We start from the raw sequence: 26,511 nt of genomic DNA, 5'->3' as shown, positions 1-26,511 counted from the left end.
GGGGCACACGGCCGACGCGGCAGAGCTGGGTCTCAACTCAGAGGCCGGCGACCAGGCCGGTGGCGAGACCGGTCACACCCGACGTGCTGATGCCGGTGGCACCCTCGACGGTGCCGACGACGCCGCCGACCGTGCTGGAGACGGGGACGATGGAGTCAACGGTGCCCGTGACGGTGCCGACGAGGCCCCCGACGAGACCGCCCGACACGTTGTCGAGGTCGCTGTCGGAGATTTCCTGGGTCTCAACCTGGGGGGAGTGGTTCATGATGTGAGATTCCCTTCGCATGGCTATTTCACAATGGCCGCGACCGGTTTCGCCGTACTGGCGCACCGGCCGCCGCAGCGGTCGTCGTGGCGCTTCCTTCGGATTTCCGGGTATCAGGATTCGGATATCCGACGAATGGCACCGGGGGTGACTTCCGCAGTGCGATGGATCAAAGCACGCGGGCCTGCCGAGTAGCCAACTCGATGCCGAACGATCGGGCCGGGCAGTGGCGTTGGTCCCTCCCGAAGTGCGTGAATGTCCATCGCTTGGTGGCAGCTTCTTCACGCGAACGGTCACCTCGAAATGGACATTCCCGTAACAAGGCCGTACGTGTGGGCTGCAGTAGGTACGGACCTGGCGGCGGGCAGTGTCCGCCTGCGTATTCGGTGTGCAGATTCGTCGAAGGAGACAACCGGGAGACAGGCACCGGAAGTCCGGTGTGGCCTGCACGGATTCCCTGGTCACGGTATTTCCGGGGAAACGGCGCGGCTTCCAGGAGAAGGCAACATAAGCGCATAACGGCGTTGCGCCGGACGCGGGGGAAATGGCCGCCTTCCGGCCGGTCACCGACCGGTTCACCGCCGTCGGCACCATTTGTCGCTCGGTGCGCGGGATCGCCGCTTCTGTCCGATCCGACCCACGGAGACCTCTGATGGACTTGCCGATCCAGCGAGGAATTCCGCGTCTTCCTCACCGAGATCCGGCCGTACGTCGATGCCATCGCAGGGATGCGCCACCGCACGCCGACCGAAGTCGCCCGTATCGGCGCCGGTACGCCACAACCGCGGGCCTTTACGACCGGGCCGGGGGCGGCGACGCATTCGAGCGTTTCTCCCACCGCTTCTGCGAAATCGCCGGGCACGGGCGAACTGCTCTCACCGAGGTTCGCCGGTATGACGGCGGAACAGCCGCACCATGTCGCGCTCCGGGTCGGCGGTGTATTCGGCGACCCCGCCGAATACACCACGCACCACGGCGGTCACGAGAACGCCGACCTCCCCGCCGACCCGGATCTCCACGCGGCGTTCACGAGCCACCAGCCGTCCCCGCCGTCGCCCCGACCGCCACGCGGTAGCCTGCGGCGATGACCGGCCCCGGCCCCGACCCCGCCCTCGAAACCGTCACCGGCGCACGCCAGACCCTCACCGTCGTCCTGCCGGTCCGGCTGCACCGCACACCCGACGCCGGCTCCGGCTGGGCCGAAGGCCCGTATCCGTTCGAACTCGGCAGCCGCCGCACCGACACCGCCACCCGGTCCGGGTACTTCGCCCCCGCCTCCGCACGCGTCCTCTACGGGACCCCGGACCGCCCCTGCCGCTGGCACCGCCCCCTCACCGCCACCCACGAGGGCCTGCGTCTCCTCGGCATGGAGATCCTCCGCACCGCCACCGCCCGCAACGCCCAACACGCCCTCGCCGTACTGCACTTCGACCTCGACGGGCCACTGCTCCCCGTCCTGCGAGCCATCGGCCACCGCCCCACCGCCGGACCCGAACCCCTCACCGGACCCCTCGATCCCGCGGCGCTGCTCGACGGGATCGCCGACGTACGCGACCGGGCAGGCACCTTCGCCATCGCCCGCCCGTACACCGTCGCCTTCATGACCCCCGAGGCCCACCACACACCGGCGCTGCGCCCGGACCCCGAAGCGCTGCTGCCGCCGACGGCCGACCGCTGGCTCTGGCAGCTGGCCTCCCGGTCGAACCCGGGCGACCTCCCGCTCGCCCCCGAGAGCGCCCCGCACCACGACGCCTCCACCGTGCGGATATCCGCCGACTGGAGCGCTCTCGTGCTACGGCACGGAGCCGCGTTCCTCGGCCACCGGGCCGACACCGGTGACGGTGACTTCTACGACTTCGGCGCGCTGCACGCCCGCACCGTCTACCTCGACGCCCTGCTGCTCGGATCACTCCAGCGCGACCACATCGACGAACTGACCGAAGAACTCTCCGAGGTCTTCGACTCCGCACGCCTCACCCGCCGGGTGACCGCGCTGGAGAAGAACATCGCCCGCTTCCGCAGCACCTACTGGCGCCAGCACCTCACCGCCCACGGTCCCGCCAACGGACTGCTGCTCGCTTTCCAGCACCAGCACCGACTACCCGACCGGTTCGCCGAGATCCTCGCGGAGGCCGCCGACTACAGCCGGCTGGTGCAGACCCTGGAGAGCCAGCAGATCAGCGGCGCCCTGGGGGTCCTCACCATCCTCGGCCTGCCGCTCGGCACCGCGCTCGGTGTCCTCCAGGTCCTCGGCGACGAATCGGTCTCCCATCTCCTCGTCGCCCTCGCCCTGTCGATCGCCGCGACGGCCGCGGCACTCACCACCCGCTACGGCCGCCTGGTCCTGTCCTCCCTCCGGGGCGGCGGCGGGAACCGGTCCTAGCGACAGGCCTCAGGAGAACCGTCGCGCCAGCGCCCGGAACGACTCCTTCCGCTCCCAGCTGCCGTCGACCGCCTTCAGCAGACCGAAGCTCCCCATGTCCAAGTCGCGCGCCGGGTCCGGGGAGTGCGGCTTCGACGCGGCGAACTCGTAGACGTACGCGCCGTGCACGCCGTGCGCCTCGTACAGGTCGAGCAGGTCCGTCAGGTAGTCGGCCTGCTCCTGTTCCGCGCGGACATAGGGGCCGTCGAGGACCGGAGGATCCGCCGACCAGTCGATGATGTCGAAACCCGACGGGCCGGCCGCCGCCGCGCCCTCGAAGGTGCAGCAGCCGAACTCGGTGATCAGAAGCGGCTTTCCCTGGTCCAGATGGGCGCGCAGGCCCTCCGTGTACTGCTCGGTGTTGTACGCCATCCGGTAGTAGTTCTGACCGACGAAGTCGAAACCCGACCAGTCCACCCGCTCCCACAGCGCGCCGCCGTACGTCAGCCGGCCGCCGAACCGCGCGCGGGCCACCTCCACCGCGCGGGCGAGGGTCACGTTCAGTCTCTCGCTGAACTCCGGTATCCGCGGCCACCACCGCGGATCCGCGAGCTTGGCCGAGCGCTCGCCGAACGTGTCGCCGGGGATGAGCCCCGAGCCGAAGATCGTCAGCTCGCAGCCCACGTTGAGGTCGACGGCCCCGTGCCGCCGCCGCAGCTCCTCCGCCGCCTCGGCCGTCGCCGCCAGATGTGTCAGCGTCGCCTCCGCGTCGCCCTCGATGAGCCGCGGCTGCAACCAGACATGCAGACCCGCCTCGGCGGCGAAGCCCGCGTACGCCGTCAGCCGGTCGACGTCCGTCCCGAACAAGGTGACTGAGTTCGCGTTCAACTCGCCCCGGATGAGCGCCATATGACGCCGTACCACCTCGTCCGGCCAGGGTGGCGGAGCCGAGCCGCGGCCCGAATAGTCCGTCCCCGTGTTGTAGTTGACGCCCTTCCAGACCAACGGCGTCGCGCGTCCGGTGAGTTCTTCTCGCATGGTGTGACCATAGAGACACCGGACGCGTACACGTGATCGATCAGCACCGGCCGAAATCGTCCGGATCCGCGCCGATCCCTGCCCCCACGCGGGGCGGGCGGGCTAGGGTCGTGACCTGACCTGCACGCCCGTTCACCCAAGGAGGCTGATGGTGCCCCCGCCTTCGGGCCCGGTCGACCTCCCACTCCTCGAACGCGAGCCCGAGATCGCCGCGGCCGCGCACGCCGTCGACGGGCTCTTCGGAGCCACACCGACCGGCGGACTCCTCGTCTACCGGGGCGCCGCCGGACTCGGCAAGACCGCTCTGCTCTCCGAGGTCCGGCGCATGGCGGCCGGCCGCTGCACGGTGTGGTCGGCGCGCGGCGGCGAGACCGTGACCTCCGTGCCGTTCCACGTCGTACGGCAACTGCTGCAGCCCGCCCTCACGGCGCACGGATCCGGCGACGTACGGGACCTGCTCGGCGACGGGTACGACATCGTCGGCCCCGCCCTCGGAGTCGCGCCGCCCGGCGAGCGGCCCGCCGACCCGCAGGGCGTCAGGGACGGCCTGGAAACCCTGTTCCGCAGACTCGCCGACACACTGCCCCCGCTCGTCGTGATCGTCGACGACGCGCACTGGTCCGACCTCGAGTCCCTCGCCTGGCTGGCGTCCTTCGCCCGGCGTACGGGCGGCCCGCCGATCCTCGTCGTCGTCGCGTACCGCGGCGAGGACGCGATCGGCGAATGCGCCCACCTCCTGCGGGCCCTCGGCGAGAGCGCCAGACTGCTCGTCTCCCTGAAGGCACTCACCTCCGAGGCCACCGCGAAGCTCGCCCGCGCGACCCTCGGCGAGCACGCGGACGACCCGTTCTGCCGTGAGGTGTGGGAAGTCACCGGCGGCAACGCCTACGAAACCGTCGAACTCCTCGCCAAAGCGCGGGACGAGGCGCTGAACCCCGTCGGCAAATCCGCCGGCGCCCTCAGCGCGCTCGGCGCCATGACCCGCGGCACCGGCCTCATCGCCAGGCTGGAGGAGCTGGGCACCACCACGACCCGCTTCGCCTGGGCCGCCGCGATACTCGGCACCGACATCTCACTCGAACTCGTCGTGTCCCTCGCCGGAATGGGGCCCGCGGAGGCCGCCGACTGCGCCGAACGGCTCCGGACGGCCCGCATCCTCGTCGGCACCGACCCGCTGGAATTCGTCCACCCCCTCATCGCCACCGCCGTCTACCGCGCCATCCCCTCCGCCACCCGGACCGCCTTCCACGGCCGGGCCGCCTGGCTCGTCACCCGCAGCGGCCGGGGCGCCGCCCTCGCCGCCCGGCACCTCCTCGAAGTCCACCCCGACAGCGACGCCGAACTGGTCCAGCAACTGCGCGACGCCGCCGCCGAACACCTCGCCGTCGGCGCCCCCGACGCCGCCCGCCGCTGCCTCGAACGCGCCCTGACCGAACCGCCGTTGCCCCGGATACGCGCCGAAGTCCTGTACGAACTGGGCTGCGCCACCCTTCTCTCGTCACCGGCCACCACCGTCGGCCACCTGCGCGACGCGATCGACACCCAACTCCTCGACGAGCACGTGCGCGTCGACGCCGTCTTCCGGCTCTCCCAGGCCCTCACCCACAACGACCAGACACGGGAAGCCGCCCGGGTCGTCGCCGCCGAAGCGGCCCGTACCCCGTCCGGACCCGCCCATATGCGCCTCAAGGCCGCGCACTTCCTGTGGGAAGGCGTCCAGGACACCGAGGACGACGGCAGGGAGCGCGCCCGCCGCCTCGCCGAGACCGCCGCCGGACTCACCGGACGCGACAACACCGAACGCGTCCTGCTCATGCTGCGCGCCTTCGACGCCACGGCACGCGGCGAGAACGCCGAGGAGATCGTCCAGATCGCCGAAAGTGCCCTGGTCGACGGCACGCTCGCCCCCGGCACCGGCTGGACCAGCACGTCCTGGGGCTTCGAACCACCCGCCCTGCTCGCGCTCTCCTTCGCCTTCGCCGACCAACTCGACCGCGCCGAGAACCTGTTCGACGAAGGCATGCGCGCCTTCGAGATCTCCGGCTGGAGCGGCGGCCATCTCGCCTTCGCCCATACGCTCGTCGGCTACGCCCACCGCAGACGCGGCCGTCTCGCCGACGCCGAGACATATCTGCGTGAGAGCCTGCGCCTCGCCGACCGGGTCGGCGACCGGCTGCCGATGCACTGGAACGGCATCTGCATGCTCGTCGACACGCTGCTCGCCCGCGGCCATGTCGAAGAGGCGCGCGAAGCCGCCGAGCGCTACGCCTTCGGACCGCCGTACGCCTCCTCCCTCGCCATTCCCGACGCACGGTCCGTCCGGGGCCGGCTGCTGCTCGCCCTCGGCCGTACGGAGGAGGCGATCGCCGAACTCGAAGCGACGGGGCGGGCGTTGACGGCGCGAGGCCGGCACAACGGGGTGGTGGCCACCTGGGCGATCGATCTCGCGCGGGCACTCGCCGACGTGAACCCCGGGCGCGCGGCCGAACTCGCCGCGTACGCCCGGGACCGCGCCGAACGCTTCGGCACGCACACCGCGATCGGGGTCGCGCTCTGCTGCTCGGCGTCCCTGGCCGAGAGGCCGGCCGCGGTCGAACTGCTCGCCGAGGCCGTCACCCACCTCGAAGCGTCACCGTGCCGGTACGAGCTGGCGGTCGCGCGCGTCGAGTACGGCATCGCCGCACGGTCGGCGCCGGACCTCGGCCGGGGGCGGGTGCTGGCCGAGTCGTGCGGCGCGGACGGACTGGCGGACCGGGCGCGGACTGCGCTCGACGACATGCGGGCGGTCGGGGACGGCGCGGGTCACCGCCAGGACTGAGGACCGCCGCCGCGCCACTCGACCGTGTCGGCGTCGGTCATCCGCGCGGGATCGATACCGGCCCGGCGCAGCAGCTCAGCCACGTCGGCGGCCCGGCGCGCGCGACCGGCGTCGTGGCCGTCCACCCAGACCCGTCGGCCACCGCCGCACGGGGGCTGGACCACGGCCACCACATGATGCGTCATGCGTCCACTGTGCGTGCTGTCGCCGCCGACCGCATCCGCATCGGCGAGCGCAGCCCCGTCCGCATGTGCCTCGTGGTCGGCGCTCCGTGCTCCGTGCCGCGTGCTCACGGCAGTGGCCGCATCCCGCGCGGGTCCGCCGGTTCCCGGCGTCGCCGCGCGCCGCGCCGTACGAGGAACAGCGCCAGCGCGGCGAGACACGCGGCGCCGATGAACGCGATCGGCACGATGTACCCGAAGGGGGCGGACGGCTCGTCGGCCGGTCCGGACCGCGTCACAGCCGCGAGGTGCCCCGCCCCCGCCCCCGCCCCGGCCTCCGCCGCCGTCGCGCGCGCCCCCGCCGCGGGCCGTACGGAGTCCGTGCCCGGCCCCGTCGCCCGCCCGGCCCGCGCGACCGGTCCCTGCTTCTCCTCCTCGGCCGCCCGACGCGGCGGGGTCGGCGGCCGGGGCGGCTCCAGCGACCCCACGGGAGTGACGGCGGGCGCGGCCGCGAAGCCCCAGTCCAGCAGGGTCCGCGCCTCCTCGTACACCGCCTGCGAGGCACCGGACTGCGGATTCATCACCGTCGCCAGCAGCGTCCGGTCCCCGCGCCGGGCCGCCGCGACGAGCGTGTTCCCCGCGTTCGTGGTGTAGCCGTTCTTGACACCGATCAGCCCCCGGTAGCGCTCGACCCCACCGGCGCCCGTCAGCAGCTTGTTCGTGTTCTGGATGCCGAACGTCGAACCGTCACGGCCCGGGAACTGCGCCTCGACGGTCGCGCAGTGCTCCGCGAAGGCCGGCAGTGCGAGTCCGGCGCGGCCGAACACCGCGAGGTCGTACGCCGACGACACCTGTCCCGGTTCGTCGTAGCCGTCGGGGGAGACCACGTGGGTGTCTTTCGCACCCAACTCCCTTGCCTTGGCCTGCATCTGAGTGATCGTCGAGTCCCAGCCGCCGTTCATCCCGGCGAGGACCCGCACCGCGTCGTTGCCCGAGCTGAGGAAGACACCGCGCCACAGATCGGCCACGTCGTACGTCTGGCCGGGGGCGACGCCCACCAGGCTGCTGCCGTCGCCGATCCCCGCCAGGTCCGCCTCGGTGACGCTGTGCCGGGCGTCGGAGGGGATACGGGGGAGCACGGTGACGGCGAACAGCGTCTTGAGCGTGCTGGCCGGCGGCAGCGCGCGGTGCGCGTCGCGGGCCGCGAGCACCGCGCCCGTGCGCGCGTCGGCGACCACCCAGGAGAGGGCGGAGACGTCCTTGGGCGGGGCGGGCGCGCCGGCCGCCGCGCGTACGTGGGTGCCGGGCCGGTACAGCAGCGAGGGGTCCGCCGGCCGCGAGACCTCGCGGCCGGGGTCGGCGCGTGAGCCCGCTGCGAGGGTGGAGGTGGTCGTGGCGGCGGTGGCCGTCGGGGTGGAGACCGACGCCGGGAGGAGGGTCAGCAGGCCGGCCAGCCCGGTGGTCAGGGCCACCGTGCCGGTGAACGCGGGGCGCAGGATCGATCTGATGATCATTCAGCCACCGTAGGAACGGACCGCGTGGCCCGCACGACTGCGTGAGCCGACCGGAGGTATCCCCGTCCGGCCGCCGCGTCCCGTACTCATCGGTCCTGAGCGAGCGGGACGCCGTGCGCGCGCAGGATGGTGAGGGCGCGGACCGTGGCGTACCCGCGCCACTCGACGGCCGCCGCGGCGGAGTACGGCGTCCAGTCGACCGTCCAGCCCCCGTCCTCGCGCTGGTCGGCGGCGAGCCGGTCGAGTTCGGCGGCGACCGCCGCCCCGTCGAGGAGCGCCCGCAGCGGGCGGCCGGGCAGGGGCGAGAAGTCGAGCAGCCGCAGCGCCTCGCCCTCGGCGCCGCCGTCGACCGGCAGCGGGCCGCCGTCCTTCGGCAGGAACGCGGCCAGCCGGTTCAGCTCGGCCGGGGCCCACGGATGGGTGTCGTGGACGGTGTCGAGGAAGTCCATGACGAACCGGAACTCGATGACGTGCGGCGGCCGGACGAGGGCGCCGATGCGGTCCTGGCAGAAGGCGGTGGCCCGCGCGAGCCAGGGATGGTCACGTACCGCCGGGTCGTTGCGGCCCACGCGGTGCGCGGCGCCCGCTAGCTCCGACGTCATATGGAGCGAGGAGACGTCCGGGTCGGCCGCCGCCCAGAACGGGGCCGAGCCGGCCGCGTCAGGGCCGGTCATGGGCAGGGCCAACGGCAGACCGCCGTCGGGGCGGCTGACCGACTCCAGCCAGTCGCACAACTGGGTCGCCCGCGCGAAGACGGCGGGCCCGCACTCCTCGAACACCTCGAAGGCGAGCAGCGCGCCGACCGGCTGGCTCAGCGCGGACCGCAGGTCGGGCTCCAGGGCCCAGCCGTAGCCGCCGTCCCCGTTCCGGTAGGCGTCCAGCGCGGTGACGACGGCGGCCGGAGTGCCGGTGCCGCGCAGCAGCTCGAAGCGGCGCCGGTCCAGGAGCCGCGCGTGTGTGGACATGAAGGCACAGGCGCCGCTGAGGTTCGGGGTGTGGGTGAGGTCCATGGGACGAGTCTGCGCGGTCGGGCCACCGACGGTCTTGAACGAAACGGTCCGCGAAGCCGCCCCCTTCGTCACCGGCACCGAGTCACCGCGGCGCCGTCACCCCGACCGGGCGAGCCGGAACCCGAGGTCGTCGACGCGGAAGGTCGGGTGGCTCTTGCGCCGGCACGACGCCCGGCACCCCCGGGGCACGTCGTACGCGCCGCCGCCCCTGAAGACCCGGTACGGCCCGTACACCTCCGGGTCGTACACGTCCCAGCACCACTCCCACACATTGCCGATCATGTCGTGCAGCCCCCACGCGTTCGGGGCCCGGGTCGCCACGCCGTGCACCCGGTCGCCGGAGTTCCCGCGGTGCCAGGCGATCTCGTCCAGCTCCCCGTAACGGACACCGGGCGTGCCGGCCCGGCACGCGTACTCCCACTCCGCCTCGGAGGGCAGCCGGTACCCGTCGGCCTCCCGGTCCCAGACCACACCCTGCCCGTCGGCATCCCCCGGCACGCCCGCGCCCGTGCCCCCGTAGCAAGGGGCCAGCCCGCTCGCCTCCGAGAGCAGGTCGCAGAACCGGACCGCGTCCAGCCACGAGACCTCGGTCACCGGCGTCCCCGGTCCCGCCGGACTCCCGGGCGCCTCGCCCAGCACGGCGCGGTACAGCTCGCGGGTGACGGGACACGGCGCCAGCCGGAATGCCCCGACCTCGACGGTCCAGTCCGTCTTCGTGCCCTCGTCCCGAAGGACGATGCTTCCGGAGAGGATCTCGATCATGGGCTCGGCGACGGCCTTCATGGCGTGATCGTACAACCGGCTCCCGGACCCGCCTGGTTCGTCCCTCCGCGGCCGACAGGGGCACACGGCCTCGTCGTTCGAACTGATGTCGTCACTATGTGTGGGGCTCTCGAAGCTCTCCGTGCAAAAAGCGCGAGTCTATGCCTGTCGAGTGCGCCCGCGCACGAGGTTTATGAATATGCCGATGCGGTGTTGTGCTCGCACTAAGCTCTCGCGGAGCGCGCCGAGTTGATACGGAATCAGGCGCTTGTTCCCATGTGCCGCAATAGTTTCGAATACCCGACCCCTGAATCGACCGCCAGAGGGCTTACATGGTTCGTGTTGAAGCACCCATGAATGATCAAGCGTCACCCACCGTTCGCGCGCTTCTGCTCTCCGCGGCCCTGATGGCGACGGCGACGGCCTTCGTCGTGGTCTTCGTCGCCGACGCCGCCCGGATACCGGTCGCGTTGTACGGCGCCTTCGTCACCGTTCTCGTCAGCTGGGGTGCGAGGGAGATCGCTCGGAGGGGAGAGGCGGCGCGCGCTCTGCATACGCGGTACGGGCACCATGTCGCCTTCCTGGAGCGGCGCATCGCCGAGCACGACAGTCAGAGCGTGCGCCTGGGCAAGGAACTGATGCCACTCGCGATCCACCAGCTCCGCCGGGGGAACTCGCCCCAGGAGGTCATGCGCGTCATCGTCGACGGCGACGAGCGCTACCGCGAACTCCCCGACTCGCAGCGCGCGTTGCTCCGCGCGATCCTCGACATCGTCGACGACGAGGAGGCCATGCGCGAGTCCGCGCAGCGCTCCTTCGTCAACATCGCCCGCCGCGTCCAGTCCCTCGTGCACCAACAGGCCAGCGAGCTGCGGGAGATGGAGGAGCACCACGGCCGTAACCCCGAGGTCTTCGACGACCTGCTGCGCATCGACCACGGCACCGCCCTCATCGGACGGCTCGCCGACAGCGTCGCCGTACTCGGCAAGGCCCGGCCCGGACGTCAATGGCCCCGGCCCGTACCGCTGTTCAGCGTGCTGCGTGGTGCCATGTCCCGGATCCTGGAGTACCAGCGGGTCGATCTGCACTCGATCGCCAAGGTGGCCATCGTCGGCACGGCGGTCGAACCGCTGATCCACGCGTGCGCCGAACTCCTCGACAACGCCACCCGTTACTCGCCCCCGCAGACGCGCGTCCATGTGACCGCCGTCGAGGTGCAGACCGGCATCGCCATCGAGATCGAGGACGGCGGCGTCAGCCTCAGCGAGGAGGCGCGGACACGGGCCGAGCGGATGCTCGCGCAGGCGCAGGCCGGTATCGACCTCAACGACCTCGGCGAGACACCGCGGCTCGGCATGGCGGTCGTCGGCCGCCTCTGCCAGATGTACAACCTCCAGGTCTCGCTGCGGCAGTCCGCGTACGGCGGTGTCCGCGCCGTCCTCGTCGTACCGCGCGACGTGGTCACCACCGGGCCCGCGCCCGGCATCGCCCACGGCATCGGCGCGACCGCGATGGGGACCGGTGGCACGGAGCTGCCCGAGATGCGCAAGCGGCGCGTCCCGGACGCGCCGGCCCCGGCCCCGAACCCCGGGTCCGCACCCGCGCCCGCCCCGGCCGTCGTTCCCGCTCCCCGCCCGGTCACCGGCCCGGTCCGGCCCGCGCCCGTCAGGGCCGCCATGGAGGACGACGTACCCGTCGTCACCGAGTGGACGGCGAACGGTCTCCCGCAGCGCCGCAGCCGTGGCAGGGCGCCGCTGGGCTCGCACAACATCGTGCGGACACCGGCGCCGCGCCGCACCGCGAACGGCACCGCCAACGGGACGCCGAACGGGACGTCGAACGGGACGTCGAACGGGACGTCGAACGGCACCGGGGAAGCCCCTGGGGAGCCCGGCCCCGGCATCTGGCTCGAAGCCTTCACCAAGGCGGTCAACGGTGACCCGCATCCGCAGGAGCCCTCGACCGGTGCGACAGGTGCCACGGGTGCCACAGGCACAGGCACAGGCACAGCCACAGGCACAGGGGACGCGCCGCCGGACCGGCCCGGCGACCGCGGTGAATCAGACGACGTGTGGGGCAAAGGGGACCTGAAGTGATCCAGCAGCGTGCCAACTTGGACTGGATGCTCAAGGAGCTCGCGGACGGGGTTCCGCAGGTTCAGCAGATCGTCGTGCTCTCCGCCGACGGTCTGCGGATCGCCCGCCACGGCGGTGACCCCGACGTCGCCGACCGTCTCGCCGCCGCCTGCGCGGGACTGCAGAGCCTTGCCGCGGCCGTCGCCGCCGAGATCCCCATGAGCGACGGCCGGATGCGCCTCGTCGTCATCGAAGTGAGCGGCGGATTCTTCTACTTGATGGAAGCGGGCAAGGGCGCTTACCTCGCCGTACTCGCCGACGAGACGGTCGACGCCGGACTCGTCGGCGCCCGGATGCGGGACATGGTCGTCCGGATCGGCGCCCATCTGACGAGTCCGCCGCGACATGACGGGCACACCGGATGACTCCTCCCCGACGAGAACGCAGGCTGCCCGGGGCGGACGTGGGGGACCCGGAACGGCTGTACGTGATCACGGGTGGCCCGGACGGCGCCGAGCGCGCCTCGCTCGACCTCGTCACCATGATCGTGGCACGCGAGGCCCCCTCACCGACGGTGCCGCCCGAACAGGCCGCCATCCTGCGGCTGTGCGGGGCGCCGCTGTCCGTGGCCGAGCTGTCGGCGTATCTCAGTCTGCCGTTCAGCGTGGTGACGGCGCTGCTGACCGACCTCCTCACAACGGATCTGGTCGAGTCACGCGCGCCCGTCGCCCGCGCCACACTCCCCGACAGGTCCCTTCTCGAAGCGGTGATGCATGGACTCCAGAAGCTCTGACACGATCACAGGCCCCCGGAGCGAGGACGTACTTCCCACCACGGCGACATCCGCGGTGAAGGTCGTGATCGTGGGCGGATTCGGGGTCGGCAAGACCACCATGGTCGGGTCGGTGAGCGAGATCCGCCCGCTCACCACCGAAGAGACCATGACCCAGGCCGGCGTTGGCGTGGACGACAACTCCGGGGTGGAGAGCAAGACCGCCACTACCGTCGCCATGGACTTCGGCCGGATCAGCATCAGCGAGCAACTGGTGCTCTATCTCTTCGGCACCCCCGGCCAGGAACGCTTCTGGTTCCTCTGGAACGGCCTCTTCGAGGGAGCCCTCGGCGCCGTCGTTCTCGTCGACACCCGCCGTCTCGAGGTCAGCTTCGACGTGATCGGGCGGCTGGAGGAGCGCGGCGTGCCGTTCGTCGTCGCCGTCAACACCTTCCCCGACGCGCCGAGCCATCCCGTCGAGGCGCTGCGCACCGCGCTCGACCTGCCCGACGAGGTGCCGATGGTCGACTGCGACGCGCGGCTGCGGGCGTCGAGCCGCGACGTCCTGCTGACCCTCATGCGCTATCTGCACTCGCTGGCGCTGCCGGCCTGATCCACGGCCTCACGCCCCGCCTCCTCCCATCCCTGGCTCCCATCCCTGGAGTGACCGTGACAACGCCCTATTCGCACCGGCCGGGAACGGACGACCACACCGCCCCGCCGCCGGGCTGCCCGGCCCACGGCCTGGTCACCGACGCCTTCGGCGGCGACCGCCCGGCGCCCTCCGGGCTGCGACGGCTCTACGGCCCCGAGGCCGAGAACGACCCCATGGGCCTGTACGAGAAGCTGCGCGCCGAGCACGGCTCGGTGGCGCCGGTCCTGCTGCACGGCGACGTACCCGCCTGGCTGGTCCTCGGCCACAGCGAGAACCTGCACATGACCCGTACCCCCTCCCAGTTCTCGCGGGACTCCCGCCGCTGGCGCGCGGTCAACGACGGCAGCGTGCCGCCCGACCACCCCCTCGCGCCCGTCTTCACCTGGCAGCCCATCTGCGTCTTCGCGGACGGCGCCGACCACGAGCGGCTGCGCGGCGCCGTCACCGACTCGATCGGCCGGATCGACCACCGGGGCGTACGGCGCTTCATCAACCGCTACAGCAACCGGCTCGTCAACGACTTCTGCCAGGACGGCAAGGCCGATCTCGTCAGCCGCTTCGCCGAGCACCTGCCGATGATGGTGATGGCGCAGATCCTCGGTATGCCCGAGGAGTACAACGAGCAACTGGTCCAGTCCGCCCGCGACATGATCAAGGGCACCGAGACCGCCGTCGAGAGCAACGCGTACGTGATGGGGGTCCTGGACCGGCTGGTGGCCCGTCGCCGGGCGGCGCCCGACGAGGACTTCGCGAGCTGGCTCGTCCAGCACCCGGCCGGGCTCACGGACGCCGAGGTCGCCCAGCATCTGCGGCTGGTGCTCATCGCCGCGTACGAGACCACCGCCAACCTCATCGCCAACGTGCTCCGCATGGTCCTCACCGACCCGCGCTTCCGCGCCCAGCTCAGCGGCGGTCATATGACACTCCCCGAGGCGGTCGAGCAGACCCTCTGGGACGAGCCGCCGTTCACGACCATCTTCGGCCGATGGGCCGTCGGCGACACGGAGTTGGGCGGGCAGCGGATCAAGGCGGGCGACGCGCTGGTCGTCGGCATCGCCGCCGCCAACGTCGACCCGGTGGTGCGGCCCGACGTCAACGCCTCCATGCAGGGCAACCGCGCCCATCTCGCCTTCAGCGGCGGCCCGCACGAGTGCCCCGGACAGGACATCGGGCGTGCCATCGCCGACACCGGCATCGACGCGCTGCTGCTGCGGCTGCCCGACCTCCAACTGGCCGTTTCGGAGGAGGACTTGAGCTGGTCGGCGTCGCTCATGTCGCGGCACCTCCAGGAGCTGCCGGTGACCTTCGCCGCGCGTCCGCCGCAGGATGTCGCCGGGCCGCCGTCGGCGACGCCGCAGCACGCGCCGCGCAACGAGTGGCAGGTGGAGTCGCCCCGCCCGGTGCCGGCGCAGGGCTCGTCCGGTCCGGCCGCCGTACCGCCGCACGTGCCGCCGCCGGTGCCGGTGGCGCCCGCCGGGTCCCCGCCGCCTCCGACGCCGGCCGGGCTGATCCCCGCGCAGCGCGGGCCCGGTGCTCCGGCGCGGGCCTGGCAGGCGGTCGTGCGGTGGTGGCGCGGCTACTGACGGCCGGCGAGGGAGAGGGCGTGGTGGGAGCGGTCGGACGGTCAGGAGGTGGCGTCCTTCAGGATCTGGTGTCCAACTGCTCCCACCACCACGAGATCGTGGGGATCGGCAGCGGCTCCCGGCCCGCGTCGGAGGGGTACGGCTTCCACCAGCCGCCGGGCTGCGCCGCCGGTCCCGACGGCACCGAGTAGCGGGGACAGACCGACGCCCAGTCGAGATGGCCCCGGACGAACTGACCCAACCCCTCTATGTAGCCGCGCAGTTCACTGCTCGCGTCCGCGAGGACCTGCTCGCTCAGCCGGCCGAGCAGCACCATCACCCGGTCCCGCATGGCGACAGCGTGCGTCAGCGCCGCACGCGGCTCGCAGCCGAGTTCCTGGCAGAGCACGTCGATCAGATTGAGGTCGTCGCCCGCCCGCAGCAGTTCCTTGTTCCGGGAGTAGAGGTCGTTGTCCCAACTGACCAGCGTCCAGACGATCTCGGTGAGCGCCTGGACGCGCGGGTCCGCCAACTCCTCGTCCGTGACGGAGAATCCGCCGACGATCTCGATCATCGCCGTGGACGGCGCCATCCCTATGGCACGCATCCACAGGGTGATGTAGTCGTTGAGTGAAGGGAGTTGGGCGTTACGACGCCAGGACGCCTCCCACACCAGGCCCGAGGTGTACACCCGCATGGCGTCCGTCCAGCGGCGCAGTTGCCGCGGGGACGCGTACTGCTCCAGCTCCGTCCTCAGCGTGCGTAACGCGGCGGTGTGCGGGGAGTCGGCGCGGGAGTACGCGGCCGGGGCCTCGACCGCGCGCAGGATGCGGGAGGTCTCCTGGGCCATCAGATCAGCCGTGGCGTCGGTCTCGTCGCAGACGCCGTCGTCGAGCGAGAAGAGCACGGCGTGCAACTTGGCCATCAGGGTGAGGGGTTCGAGCTTCCCGTACGGCATCGTCGACGCGGCGAGCCCGCCGAAGTCGCAGAGGGTGAGGCGCTTGCGCTGGTGCTCGTCGGTGTCGAGATTCTGCCGCAGCATCCAGTCGACCGTCAGGTCGTTGAGGACGTGAGCGCCGGGATGTACGGCGGGTTCCACCGGACAGTAGAACGGTACGGCCGGTAGCTGCCGGGCCAACGCCTGTTCCTCGACGCACGTCATGACCGGCCTCCTGGGGGATGTGTGGGCGCAGGGCTGGTTCAGTGGGAATCCGGTGCGGGCCGGTGTGGGGCGGCCGCTGTTCGAATGGAGCGTATCTGTCCATGACGGTTCGTCAATAACAGTTCGAGCGGCCCATGCCTGGCCGGAATTGACCGCATGCGGAGTGGCCGGGATCACACGCGGAGTCCCTGCCGGGGGGTTCCCATGTCAGGGCGGGTGCGGGCTTTCCCGTGCGGCAGCGGAGAGATCGGTTCCGGAAGAATCCGCGCGGTTGAGTGCAATCCGCGATTGAAATAGTCCTGATCGTGCTCGATACGTCACGGGCCGGTGGCCGAAAGAGACAAAGTGCGTGGGGTCCCTCAGCCCTCAGCCCTCAGCCGCGCGCACCGAACGCCTGGGTCCACCACGGTCCGCCGGACGCGTCGTGGATACCCATGCCGATCTCCTTGAAGGCGCAGTTCAGAATGTTGGCCCGGTGGCCGGGGCTGTTCATCCAGCCTTCCATCACCTCGGCAGGTGTCCGCTGGCCCCTGGCGATGTTCTCGCCGTAGGTGGTCCACCGGTAGCCCGCCGCCGTGATGCGGTCGCCGGGGTCCTTGCCGTCGGGACTGTTGTGGTCGAAGTAGTCCTTGGCCGCCATGTCCTGGGAGTGCCGCAGCGCGGCGGTCGCGAGCTGCGCGTTGGCGCTCACCGGTCCACAACCGGCCTTGGACCGCTCGGAGTTGACGAGTGTCGTGACCTGTTCGGCGAAGCCGCCGCCGCCTCCGCCCGGCTGGGGTTCGTTCGTCGTCGGCTTCGGGTCGGGCTTCGGCGCCGGATCGGCGGTGGAGGGGCGCGGCTCGGCTGCGGACTTGCTCGGCTCGGCCGCCTTCTTGGACGGCGAGCGGGTCGGCGAGGGCGACGGGCTCGCGCTGCCGCGGGAGGGGGAGGGGCCGGCGGACTCCGCCGTACGGCTCGCGGCCGATTTGGGCTCCAGCGCTTCCGGTTCGACGGCGGACGACGCGCGTGACTCGTCCTGGTCCTGCCCGCCCGTGACGTACTGGGCGACGCCCGCGGCGGTGAGCAGCGCGGCGACGGCGGCGGTCACGGTGACGGCGCGGCGCCGTTTCGCCCGCCGGTCGCGGCGCGCGGTGTCCCGGGCCCGCGTACGGCTCCCGGCTCCGCCCTCGCCGCCCTCGCCGCCCTCGCCGCCCTCGCCGTGCGAGGACACGGACGCGGTCGGCGACGGGTCCTGGCGCGCGCCGACCGGTACCAGCGCGAGGCCGGCCACGAGGGTGTCGGCGGGCACCAGGCCGGCCGCGTACCCGGAGCAGACGGTGCAGTCGTACGTGTGCCCGGCTATTCGCTCACGCCAGAGCGGGGACGCGGTGCCGTCCCAGCCGCCGACGAGCTGCTCCAGCAGGACACACGGCGGCTCCGCCGACAGCGCGCGCACCACCACGCGGGCGGTGTCCAGTTCGTGCCACATCCGCTCGATCCGCCCGTCCACCTGCCGCGAGTCGGCGGCCAGGGCGGCGGCGACCTCGGGCCGGGTGAGTTCACCGGCGGTCTCCAGCCACCACAGCGCCACCAGCGTGTGGTGCTCCCGGTCGACCCAGCGCGTGGCCTCGGCGACCTCCCGGTGCTGACCGGACAGCCCGAGACGGCTGATCATCAGATCGACGAAGTCGAAGTCGGGGCGGGGGAGGGCCGGGTCGTACACGTAGTCCGCGTGCTCACGGATCCGGGCGGCCGCGATGGTGACCAGATACGAGCGGAAGTCGGCCGGGCGGCGCAGCCCGTCGAGGCCGCCGAGGACGTGGCGCACCGTGTCCCGCGCCACCCCGTGCACTTCCGGGTGACCGTGCAGGGCGTGGCCGACGAGCTGGTGGACCAGCGGCAGCGACTCGTGGCCGAGTCGATCCATGGCCGACCGGTCCCCGGCCTGCGCCGCCTTGACCACTGACGCCTTGAACGGACTGCTCACGCTGTCTCACTCCCACTCGTGACTCGCGGTGGGCACCGATCGTAAGGGGAACGGCGGAGTCGCACCTCCCCGATGCCGCACTCGGCTCCGCACAAGTGGTCGAATTCATATCAGGCCACCCGTCCGGATCCATGCGCGCGTACGCCGATCCGCCTCCGGGCCTACGGCAGCGCGTGCAGGGGAGCGTGGTTGGCCTTGAAGAGTCGCTCCCCGGCCCGGCGGAAGGTGAGGTTGCGCAGCGCTGTGGGCAGATTGCGAGCCTTGTCCCGTCGGTGGTTCTGGGAGACCACCCAGCACGCCGATCCTGGAAGGCGGAGAGGGCCGCGGTGACATCGACCTCCGCCTCGGCCCCCACATGGCGCTCGACGACATCCACCGGGAATCCTCGGTCCAGCAGAGCCTTGGTCAGCGCCAAACCGGAGATTCCGGCGCGACCACCAGGGCGAACGGCGTGAAGCTGCGCTGTCGACCCGCTTAAGAAATCCTCGATGGACCGCACGGTCGCGGCGGCGGCAGATTGGTGCCGACGTCGATCAGAGTCACTCGCGTCAGTAGTCGCGTCAGTAGTCGCGCAAGTACGCGCACAAGCACTCGCGCCCGTACGAGTGTCCGCGCCCGCACCACCTGGAGCCGCCCCGATGAAGGCACTTGTGAAGCTGACGGCCGAGCCGGGGCTCCGGCTCACCGATGTGCCCGAGCCGGAGGCCGGCCCCTCGGACGTACTCATCAAGGTGCTCCGCACCGGCATCTGCGGCACCGACCTGCACATCCGGGCCTGGGACGGCTGGGCGCAGCAGGCGGTGGAGACGCCGCGTGTGCTGGGCCACGAGTTCGTCGGCGAGGTCGTGTCCGTCGGCGGCGACGTCCAGGACATCGCCGTCGGCGACCTCGTGAGCGGCGAAGGCCACCTGGTCTGCGGCCGCTGCCGTAACTGTCTGGCCGGGCGCAGGCATCTGTGCCGCAGCACGGTCGGACTCGGCGTCGGCCGTGACGGCGCGTTCGCCGAGTACGTCGCGCTGCCCGCGTCGAACGTCTGGGTCCACCGCGCGCCCGTGGACCTCGACATCGCGGCGATCTTCGACCCGTTCGGCAACGCCGTGCACACCGCGCTCAGCTTCCCCCTGGTCGGCGAGGACGTGCTGATCACCGGCGCCGGCCCGATCGGCATCATGGCGGCGGCCGTCGCCCGGCACGCGGGCGCGCGCAACGTCGTGATCACGGACGTCAGCCCCGAGCGCCTGGAGATCGCCCGCAAGGTCGGCGCGACGCTCGCGCTCGACGTGTCGGACCCCGACATCGGCATCGCCGAGGCACAGCGCCGGCTCGGCCTCAAGGAAGGCTTCGACATCGGCCTGGAGATGTCCGGCCGCCCGGAGGCGATGCGCGACATGGTCGACAACATGACGCACGGCGGCCGGATCGCCATGCTGGGGCTGCCCGCGCGCGAGTTCGCCGTCGACTGGGCGAAGATCGTGACCTCGATGATCACGGTGAAGGGCATCTACGGCCGCGAGATGTACGAGACGTGGTACGCGATGACGGTGCTGCTCGAAGGCGGCCTCGACCTCGCGCCCGTCATCACCGGCAGCTACGGCTACGAGGACTTCGACGCGGCCTTCGACGAGGCGGCCACGGCCACCGGCGGCAAGATCATCCTCAACTGGGCCTGATCCTTCCGGGTCCGGCGCCCGCCCCCTCCGTAAGACCTCCCCCGCTCACCCTGGAGCCCCGCATGTACGCGTCCGTCCGCGACGACCTCCGCGCCACCCTCGACGAGATCCGCGACGCCGGTCTCTTCAAGCCCGAGCGCGTCATCTCCACCCCGCAGAACGCGTCCGTCTCCGTCTCCGCCGCCTCCGGTGACGTCCTCAACTTCTGCGCCAACAACTACCTCGGCCTCGCCGACCACCCCGACGTCGTGGCGGCGGCCAAGGACGCCCTCGACCGGTGGGGCTACGGCATGGCCTCCGTACGCTTCATCTGCGGCACCCAGGAGATCCACAAGGAGCTGGAGCGGCGCCTCTCCTCGTTCCTCGGCCAGGAGGACACGATCCTCTACTCCTCCTGCTTCGACGCCAACGGCGGCGTGTTCGAAACGCTCCTCGGCCCCGAGGACGCGGTCATCTCCGACGCCCTCAACCACGCCAGCATCATCGACGGCATCCGGCTCTCCAAGGCCCGCCGGCTGCGCTACGCCAACCGCGACCTCGCCGAGCTGGAAGCGCGCCTCAAGGAGTCCCAGGACGCGCGCCGCCGGCTGATCGTGACGGACGGCGTCTTCTCCATGGACGGCTACGTCGCGCCCCTCGCCGAGATCTGCGACCTCGCCGACCGCTACGACGCCATGGTGATGGTCGACGACTCCCACGCCGTCGGCTTCGTCGGCCCCGGCGGCCGGGGCACCCCCGAACTGCACGGCGTGATGGACCGCGTCGACATCATCACCGGCACGCTCGGCAAGGCACTCGGCGGCGCCTCCGGCGGCTATGTCGCCGCCCGCGCCGAGATCGTCGCGCTGCTGCGCCAGCGCTCGCGCCCGTACCTCTTCTCCAACTCCCTCGCCCCGGTCATCGCCGCCGCCTCGATCAAGGTCCTCGACCTGCTGGAGAGCGCCGACGGACTGCGCGAGCGGCTGAACGCGAACACGGCGCTCTTCCGTACGGAGATGACGGCGGCCGGGTTCGAGATCCTGCCCGGCGACCACGCCATCGCCCCCGTCATGATCGGCGACGCCGCCGAGGCCGGGCGGATGGCGGAGCTGCTGCTGGAGCGCGGGGTGTACGTGATCGGGTTCTCGTACCCCGTGGTCCCGATGGGGCTGGCGCGGATCCGGGTCCAGCTGTCGGCGGCGCACTCGACCGAGGACGTACGGCGGGCGGTGGCGGCGTTCGTGGACGCGCGCGAGGCGCTCAAAGCCTGACGGCCGCCGGACCGGGCGGGACCGGCCCGGCCCGCGCGGTCGGCCCGCCCCGACCGCCGCCCCGACCGCCGCCCCGACCGCCGTCCCGACCTGGCAGTATGGCCGAATGATCGACCCCCGGCGGCTGCGCATCCTGCGCGCCGTGGCGGACCACCGTACGGTGACCGCCGCGGCGGCGGCGCTGTACCTGACCCCGTCGGCCGTCTCCCAGCAACTCGCCGCGCTGGAGCAGGAGACCGGTCACGCGCTGCTGACGCGCAGCGGCAGGGGCGTACGGCTGACGGCGGCCGGGGAGATCCTGCTCACCCACGCCCACGAGGTCCTCGCCCAGCTGGAGCGGGCCGAGGCGGAGCTGGCGGCGTACGCGGGAGGCGCGGCCGGTGAGGTCACGGTCGCCGCGTTCGCCACGGGGATCGCCGAGGTGCTGGCCCCGGCGATCGCGAGTCTCGCCGGGTCGCACCCGGGTATCCGCGTCCGGGTGCGGGACTCCGAGGGCGACGAGAGCCTGCCGCTGCTGCTCGACGGCCAGGCGGACGTGGCGCTGGCCGTCGAATACCGGGGCGCGCCCACCGAGGACGACCCGCGCCTGTCGCGCGTACCGCTCTACGCCGAGCCGTTCGACGCGGTCCTGCCCGAGGGGCATCCGCTCGGCCGCGAGACCGAGGTACCGCTCGCGGGACTGTCGGACAGCGACTGGATCAGCCCGTATCCGGGCAACCCGTGCCATGAAGTGATGCGCCTCGCCTGCGAGTTGGCGGGCTTCGAACCACGCCTGGTGCACTCGTCGGACGACTTCCGCGCGGTGGTCGCCCTCGCGGGCGCCGGCGCCGGGGTGGCGCTCGTGCCGCGCTCGGCGCTGCGCGGGATGGAACTGAAGGGCACGGTGGTACGCCCGGTGTCCGGCCCGCCCGCCACGCGCCGGGTCTTCGCCGCGGTCCGCAGAGGCGCGGACCGCCACCCGCTGATCCGCCCGGTCCTGGACGCGCTCACGGAGTCGGCGTCGGGCCTGACGACGGGCTGACCGGCCGGTGGTCCGCAGCTGTCCGACGTTTCGCGGACACGCCCTGGGCCGTGGCTGACAGCTCCCGCCCGGCGCGCGACGCCGGGGCGCCCGCTCCCTCCCCGTAGCGCTTCAAGCACCGGAGGTGCCCCGCCCTCAGGGCGGACGGTGTCAGCAGTCGGACACCCCTACGCGAGCAGCCACAGGATCAGCGCCAGCACGATGATGATGACCGCCCCGGCCGCGATCAGCCGCTGCTTCAGCCGGTTCGAGAGGGTCGAGACGACTTCGAGGCTGCGGGTGCCGGGGAAGACGTGGAAGACCCGGTTCGGGTTGTCCATCAGCTCCACACGGGCCAGCGGGCAGGTTTCCAGAGTCACCCGCCGGGACAGTTCCACCCTCCCGCGAGCGAGGTGGGTCGTTACGGCGGCACGGTGCTCGCCGTCCACACCGGCGGGCGCCGCGTCGTCCGCCCGGACGTCGCACGGCTCCCACCGGGCGACGGCGGCCAGCCGGTCACGCACCTTGTCGGGCCAGTCCGGCTTGGGCAGCGACAGGGACGCGGTCTCGTGCGCGTACTCGACCGTCCCCTCCACCCAGTGGGTGAGGCTGCCCTTGCCGCCGCACACGTCGTGCGTGCCGACCCCCTGCCCCGAGCAGCGCGCGCAGGTCTCGCGTCCCCGGCCTTCGCAGTGCGGGCACCGGATCCGGCCCCGGCCCGAGCAGCGCGGGCACGCGGCCTCCGGCGTGCCGCACACCGCGCAGGTGACCCGTTGAGCGCCGGGTGCCGTGGCGCCCGGACCGGTCGCGGCGGGGCGGGCCTTCGTCGTACGCGTCCGGCGCCTGCCCGTCTTCTCGCACTCCGAGCAGGGTGCGACGTTCAGGCACACGTCGCACGGCGGCGGTTCGTTGCGGCAGGTGCACGGATGCCCGCCGCTGCCCGAGCAACCGGCGCACTGCTGCATGCCGTTGTCGCACGGGCAGGGCACCGGCCGGTAGGAGCCCGCGCGGATCAGGGTGAGCCTGCCGGGTCCTTCGGGCGCCGGCAACGGGTGGTCCGTGATGGCGCCTTCGTAAAGAGGCAGCGCCGACAGATCCTCCCTACCGAAGGCGGTCCGGGGTGTCTCGTGGCGCCGTTCGGTGAAGCGGACGACCTCGCAGCGCAGCAGTTGCCGTCGCTTGACGTCCCGGAGCCGGACGCCGCCGATCGCCGCCCCGCCGCCCCTGGCCGTGTACAGGGTGAGGGCCTTGAGTATGTCCGCGTCCGGCAGCGCGTCATCGAGCGCGTCATTGAGCGCGTCGTCGTACGGTGCGTCGGACATGGGCGGGTCTCGTCCCTCCTCCGGCGCGCGGCGACGCCGCGCAACCCGCAGGGTAGGTCGGTCCCCGACCCGCCATCAAGAGGGCGATCCGGGCCAGGCACCGGCGCGATTCCCCACGCCGGTGCCCCATGCGCCCCGCTCGTCCCGCGGGCCCCGGATCCCCGGGCGCCCGGCTTCCCGCGCCCCTACGACAGCAGGCTCGGCGCCGCCCGGTCCAGCACCGAGCCGACGCGCTCCCAGGTCTCCATGTCCCGTGCCACCGGCGGGAGTTCGGGGCCGTCCCCGGTCTTCCAGGACGCGGCGATCGCCACCGGGTCCTCGCCCGTGGCGGCCGCCGCGGCCAGCGCCGCCGCGCCCAGGGCGACCAGTTCGCCGCTCTCCGGCACGATCACCGGGCGGCCGGACAGGCGCCGTACGGTCTCCACCCACGTACGGCCCTGTGCGCCGCCGCCCACCAGCCGCAGCGGCCGGGACGCCGCCGCCGGGTCGGCCGGGTCGAGACCGCAGGCACGCAGGACCTCGTCGAGCGCGCGCAGGACCGTGTACGCGGCACCCTCGTACGCGGCCCCCAGCAGCTGCTGCGGCGTCGTGTCGTGCCGCAGGCCCGTCAGCAGGCCGGAGGCGGTCGGCAGGTCGGGGGTGCGTTCGCCGTCGAGGTACGGCAGCAGCACCGCCTCGCCGCCGGGCGCCACGTCGTCGCGGTCGAGGCGCAGCAGTTCGGCGACCTTGTCGACGGCGAGCGTGCAGTTCAGGGTGCAGCCGAGCGGCAGGAACGTGCCGTCGGCCGCCGCGAACCCGGACAGCGCGGCCGAGGCGGGCCGGGTGCGCGTGGCCGCGAAGACCGTGCCCGACGTGCCGAGGCTCAGCACGGGATGGTCCAGCAGCCCGGCGCCGCCGAGGCCGAGGCCGACGGCCGCGCTCATGTTGTCGCCGGTCCCGGCGGCGACCGCGATACCGGCGGGCAGTCCCAGTTCCTCGGCGGCGGAGGCGGTGAGCGAGCCGACCCGCGCGCCGCCGGTCGGGGCGACGGCCGGCAGCATCGACTCGTCGAGGCCGACGAGCGACAGCAGTTCGGGGTCGTACGCCCCGCTCTCCGTGGAGTACCAGCAGGTGCCCGACGCGTCGCCGGGGTCCGTGGCCGCCGTACCCGCGAGGCGTTCGGTGAGGAAGTCGTGCGGCAGCCGGACGGCCACGGCCGCTTCGGCGGAGGCGGGGTCGTTCTCCCGGAGCCACTGCCACTTCGCCGCGGTCATCGAGGCGACGGGCACGGACCCGGTCCTGGCGAGCCAGGCGTCGGGCCCGCCCAGTGCCTCGGTGAGCGCGGCGGCCTGCGGGGCGGAGCGGGTGTCGTTCCACAGCAGCGCGGGCCGCAGCGGCCGCCCGGCCGCGTCGAGCACCACGAGGCCGTGCTGCTGGCCGGCGACCGCTATGCCCGTGACGGCGGACGCCGGTACGCCGGACTCCTTGAGCCCCATGGCGACGGCCTCGCGCAGCGCCTGCCACCACACCTCGGGGTCGGTCTCCCGCGCCCCGGCCTCGCCCGTCACCCGGTGCGGCGCGCGCCCGACGGCGAGCAGCCGTCCGGTCGCCGCGTCGGTGAACGCCGCTTTGGTCGACTGGGTGGAGCTGTCGACGCCGATGACCACCTGGCTGTGGGGCACGGTCGTACCTCTTCCGTTTCCGGGCTTGCGGCGGGATTTTGGCCGCAGGCCAACAAATTACGTGATGTTGTCGAGCATCCGACAGGGATAGGTGTCATTTCCCTGTCCGAAGCGGCGTTCGACGCCTCGGACAGGGTTGGACGAACGCGGGGTCTTTTCCGTGCCCACCCAGACGTGCATTATTAGTCATGTCAGGAAACAAAAAGGTCTGCACCTGCTGGACCTGAGGTATCGAAGGCGGCCAGAGAAATGACGGATCGTTTCACTCCCACCCCCGCGGACAAGTTCAGCTTCGGTCTGTGGACGGTCGGCTGGCAAGGCAGGGACCCGTTCGGAGACGCGACGCGCCCGGCGCTCGACCCCACGGAGTCCGTACAGCACCTCGCCGAACTGGGCGCGTACGGAGTGACCTTCCACGACGACGACCTGATCCCCTTCGGTTCGTCCGACGCCGAGCGCGAGGCGCACATCAAGCGCTTCCGGCAGGCGCTGGACACCACCGGGCTCGTCGTGCCGATGGTGACCACCAACCTCTTCACGCACCCCGTCTTCAAGGACGGCGGCTTCACGGCCAACGACCGCGACGTCCGCCGCTTCGCGCTGCGCAAGACCCTGCGCAACATCGACCTCGCCGCCGAGCTGGGCGCCAAGCGGTTCGTCGCCTGGGGCGGCCGGGAGGGCGCGGAGTCCGGCGGTGCGAAGGACGTGCGCCTCGCGCTCGACCGGATGAAGGAAGGCTTCGACCTGCTGGGCGAGTACGTCGTGTCCCAGGGGTACGACATCAAGTTCGCCATCGAGCCCAAGCCGAACGAGCCGCGCGGCGACATCCTGCTGCCGACCGTCGGCCACGCGCTCGCCTTCATCGAGCGCCTGGAGCGCCCCGAGCTGTACGGCGTCAACCCCGAGGTCGGCCACGAGCAGATGGCCGGGCTCAACTTCCCGCACGCCATCGCGCAGGCCCTGTGGGCGGGCAAGCTCTTCCACATCGACCTCAACGGCCAGCACGGCACCCGGTACGACCAGGACCTGCGCTTCGGCGCCGGCGACCTGCGCGCCGCGTTCTGGCTGGTGGACCTGTTGGAGACGGCGGGCTGGGACGGCTCGCGGCACTTCGACTTCAAGCCGCCGCGCACCGAGGACTTCGACGGGGTGTGGGCGTCCGCCGCCGGGTGCATGCGCAACTACCTGATCCTCAAGGAGCGCGCCGCCTCGTTCCGGGCCGACCCGGAGGTCCAGGAGGCGCTGCGCGCCTCGCGCCTGGACGAGCTGGCGCAGCCGACGGCCGCCGACGGCGTGACCGCTCTGCTGGCGGACCGCACCGCGTACGAGGACTTCGACGTGGCGGCCGCGGCCAGCCGCGGCATGGCCTTCGAGCAGCTGGACCAGCTGGCCATGGACCACCTCCTGGGCGCCCGCTGACCGGCACCGGGACGACCGTGTCCTGACACGACCGCGCACGCGGGGCGGCCCGGCCGCCGGCCCGCCC

Annotated in this window: 23 protein-coding genes; 11 read left to right on the top strand and 12 right to left on the bottom strand. The window is 72.2% G+C overall.

Features of this window, described 5'->3' with window-relative positions; all coding sequences use genetic code 11:
- Window positions 1-37: 37 nt before the first annotated feature.
- On the bottom strand, window positions 38-265 hold the full coding sequence (locus ACFUN8_RS28460) for a type A2 lantipeptide (protein ID WP_383643463.1): 228 nt from the start codon (window positions 263-265) through the stop codon (window positions 38-40).
- A gap of 875 nt (window positions 266-1,140) precedes the next feature.
- Window positions 1,141-1,302 carry a hypothetical protein gene (locus ACFUN8_RS28455; RefSeq protein WP_383643460.1) on the bottom strand — a complete coding sequence of 54 codons (162 nt, stop codon included), beginning with the start codon at window positions 1,300-1,302 and terminating at the stop codon, window positions 1,141-1,143.
- A 47-nt stretch (window positions 1,303-1,349) separates the two neighbouring features.
- Between ACFUN8_RS28455 and ACFUN8_RS28450 the strand changes: the two genes are divergently transcribed.
- Window positions 1,350-2,648, top strand: coding sequence for a hypothetical protein (locus tag ACFUN8_RS28450; RefSeq protein ID WP_383643457.1), 1,299 nt, complete (start codon window positions 1,350-1,352; stop codon window positions 2,646-2,648).
- A 9-nt stretch (window positions 2,649-2,657) separates the two neighbouring features.
- Here the strand turns inward: ACFUN8_RS28450 and ACFUN8_RS28445 are convergent, their stop codons facing one another.
- On the bottom strand, window positions 2,658-3,665 hold the full coding sequence (locus tag ACFUN8_RS28445) for an abortive infection protein (RefSeq protein ID WP_383643454.1): 1,008 nt from the start codon (window positions 3,663-3,665) through the stop codon (window positions 2,658-2,660).
- Between the two features lie 148 nt (window positions 3,666-3,813).
- Here ACFUN8_RS28445 and ACFUN8_RS28440 point away from each other — a divergent pair, with 148 nt between their 5' ends.
- Entirely contained in the window at window positions 3,814-6,483 is a 2,670-nt protein-coding gene (locus ACFUN8_RS28440; protein WP_383643451.1) for an ATP-binding protein, read from the top strand.
- Here the strand turns inward: ACFUN8_RS28440 and ACFUN8_RS28435 are convergent.
- From ACFUN8_RS28435 to ACFUN8_RS28420, 4 genes are all read right to left on the bottom strand, one after another.
- The gene (locus ACFUN8_RS28435) at window positions 6,468-6,668 is read right to left on the bottom strand and encodes a hypothetical protein (protein WP_382565363.1); all 201 of its coding nucleotides are present in this window, start codon (window positions 6,666-6,668) and stop codon (window positions 6,468-6,470) included. The genes ACFUN8_RS28440 and ACFUN8_RS28435 overlap by 16 nt on opposite strands.
- 104 nt (window positions 6,669-6,772) lie before the next feature.
- Window positions 6,773-8,158: a D-alanyl-D-alanine carboxypeptidase family protein gene (locus tag ACFUN8_RS28430; RefSeq protein ID WP_383643448.1), complete on the bottom strand. Its 1,386-nt coding sequence runs from the start codon at window positions 8,156-8,158 to the stop codon at window positions 6,773-6,775.
- Window positions 8,159-8,244: 86 nt separating this feature from the next.
- Window positions 8,245-9,168 carry a hypothetical protein gene (locus ACFUN8_RS28425; RefSeq protein WP_383643445.1) on the bottom strand — a complete coding sequence of 308 codons (924 nt, stop codon included), beginning with the start codon at window positions 9,166-9,168 and terminating at the stop codon, window positions 8,245-8,247.
- Between the two features lie 96 nt (window positions 9,169-9,264).
- Window positions 9,265-9,951 (bottom strand): formylglycine-generating enzyme family protein, encoded by a 687-nt coding sequence (locus tag ACFUN8_RS28420; RefSeq protein WP_383643442.1) that lies wholly within the window; start codon window positions 9,949-9,951, stop codon window positions 9,265-9,267.
- A gap of 311 nt (window positions 9,952-10,262) precedes the next feature.
- Here ACFUN8_RS28420 and ACFUN8_RS28415 point away from each other — a divergent pair, with 311 nt between their 5' ends.
- Genes ACFUN8_RS28415 through ACFUN8_RS28395 form a run of 5 tightly spaced genes read left to right on the top strand, consistent with a single transcriptional unit; the run spans window position 10,263 to window position 15,015 of the window.
- Complete coding sequence (locus ACFUN8_RS28415; RefSeq protein ID WP_383643439.1) at window positions 10,263-12,026, top strand: sensor histidine kinase; 1,764 nt, start codon at window positions 10,263-10,265, stop codon at window positions 12,024-12,026.
- The gene (locus tag ACFUN8_RS28410) at window positions 12,023-12,430 is read left to right on the top strand and encodes a roadblock/LC7 domain-containing protein (RefSeq protein WP_354605978.1); all 408 of its coding nucleotides are present in this window, start codon (window positions 12,023-12,025) and stop codon (window positions 12,428-12,430) included. The genes ACFUN8_RS28415 and ACFUN8_RS28410 overlap by 4 nt, the downstream gene beginning before the upstream one ends.
- On the top strand, window positions 12,427-12,798 hold the full coding sequence (locus tag ACFUN8_RS28405; RefSeq protein WP_383643435.1) for a DUF742 domain-containing protein: 372 nt from the start codon (window positions 12,427-12,429) through the stop codon (window positions 12,796-12,798). Before ACFUN8_RS28410 ends, ACFUN8_RS28405 begins: the two co-directional genes overlap by 4 nt.
- Window positions 12,779-13,390, top strand: coding sequence for an ATP/GTP-binding protein (locus ACFUN8_RS28400; protein ID WP_078074195.1), 612 nt, complete (start codon window positions 12,779-12,781; stop codon window positions 13,388-13,390). Before ACFUN8_RS28405 ends, ACFUN8_RS28400 begins: the two co-directional genes overlap by 20 nt.
- 56 nt (window positions 13,391-13,446) lie before the next feature.
- A complete protein-coding gene (locus tag ACFUN8_RS28395) occupies window positions 13,447-15,015 on the top strand; it encodes a cytochrome P450 (protein WP_383643432.1) in 1,569 nt (522 codons plus the stop codon).
- Between the two features lie 58 nt (window positions 15,016-15,073).
- Here the strand turns inward: ACFUN8_RS28395 and ACFUN8_RS28390 are convergent, their stop codons facing one another.
- The 3 genes from ACFUN8_RS28390 to ACFUN8_RS28380 all read right to left on the bottom strand — a co-directional run bounded on the left by ACFUN8_RS28390 (window position 15,074) and on the right by ACFUN8_RS28380 (window position 18,412).
- Window positions 15,074-16,156 (bottom strand): terpene synthase family protein, encoded by a 1,083-nt coding sequence (locus ACFUN8_RS28390; protein ID WP_383643429.1) that lies wholly within the window; start codon window positions 16,154-16,156, stop codon window positions 15,074-15,076.
- A gap of 373 nt (window positions 16,157-16,529) precedes the next feature.
- Entirely contained in the window at window positions 16,530-18,122 is a 1,593-nt protein-coding gene (locus ACFUN8_RS28385; protein ID WP_383643425.1) for a CAP domain-containing protein, read from the bottom strand.
- Window positions 18,123-18,283: 161 nt separating this feature from the next.
- The gene (locus ACFUN8_RS28380; RefSeq protein WP_383643422.1) at window positions 18,284-18,412 is read right to left on the bottom strand and encodes a hypothetical protein; all 129 of its coding nucleotides are present in this window, start codon (window positions 18,410-18,412) and stop codon (window positions 18,284-18,286) included.
- Between the two features lie 348 nt (window positions 18,413-18,760).
- On the opposite strand from ACFUN8_RS28380, the gene tdh reads away from it, so the two are divergent.
- The 3 genes from tdh (at window position 18,761) to ACFUN8_RS28365 (ending at window position 22,063) form a co-directional block, all read left to right on the top strand.
- On the top strand, window positions 18,761-19,792 hold the full coding sequence (gene tdh / locus ACFUN8_RS28375) for an L-threonine 3-dehydrogenase (protein ID WP_383643419.1): 1,032 nt from the start codon (window positions 18,761-18,763) through the stop codon (window positions 19,790-19,792).
- 62 nt (window positions 19,793-19,854) lie between these two features.
- Entirely contained in the window at window positions 19,855-21,042 is a 1,188-nt protein-coding gene (locus ACFUN8_RS28370) for a glycine C-acetyltransferase (protein ID WP_383643416.1), read from the top strand.
- Between the two features lie 106 nt (window positions 21,043-21,148).
- A complete protein-coding gene (locus tag ACFUN8_RS28365) occupies window positions 21,149-22,063 on the top strand; it encodes a LysR substrate-binding domain-containing protein (protein WP_383643413.1) in 915 nt (304 codons plus the stop codon).
- A 167-nt stretch (window positions 22,064-22,230) separates the two neighbouring features.
- Here the strand turns inward: ACFUN8_RS28365 and ACFUN8_RS28360 are convergent, their stop codons facing one another.
- Both ACFUN8_RS28360 and xylB read right to left on the bottom strand, forming a co-directional pair.
- Entirely contained in the window at window positions 22,231-23,364 is a 1,134-nt protein-coding gene (locus tag ACFUN8_RS28360; RefSeq protein WP_383643410.1) for a hypothetical protein, read from the bottom strand.
- A gap of 185 nt (window positions 23,365-23,549) precedes the next feature.
- The gene (gene xylB, locus ACFUN8_RS28355; RefSeq protein ID WP_383643407.1) at window positions 23,550-25,025 is read right to left on the bottom strand and encodes a xylulokinase; all 1,476 of its coding nucleotides are present in this window, start codon (window positions 25,023-25,025) and stop codon (window positions 23,550-23,552) included.
- Window positions 25,026-25,274: 249 nt separating this feature from the next.
- Between xylB and xylA the strand changes: the two genes are divergently transcribed.
- Window positions 25,275-26,444 carry a xylose isomerase gene (gene xylA / locus ACFUN8_RS28350; protein ID WP_383643404.1) on the top strand — a complete coding sequence of 390 codons (1,170 nt, stop codon included), beginning with the start codon at window positions 25,275-25,277 and terminating at the stop codon, window positions 26,442-26,444.
- Window positions 26,445-26,511: the final 67 nt, after the last annotated feature.

It is taken from the genome of Streptomyces sp. NPDC057307, assembly GCF_042667665.1.
GTDB lineage: Bacteria > Actinomycetota > Actinomycetes > Streptomycetales > Streptomycetaceae > Streptomyces.
This window is presented reverse-complemented; position numbering and strand designations above follow the sequence as displayed.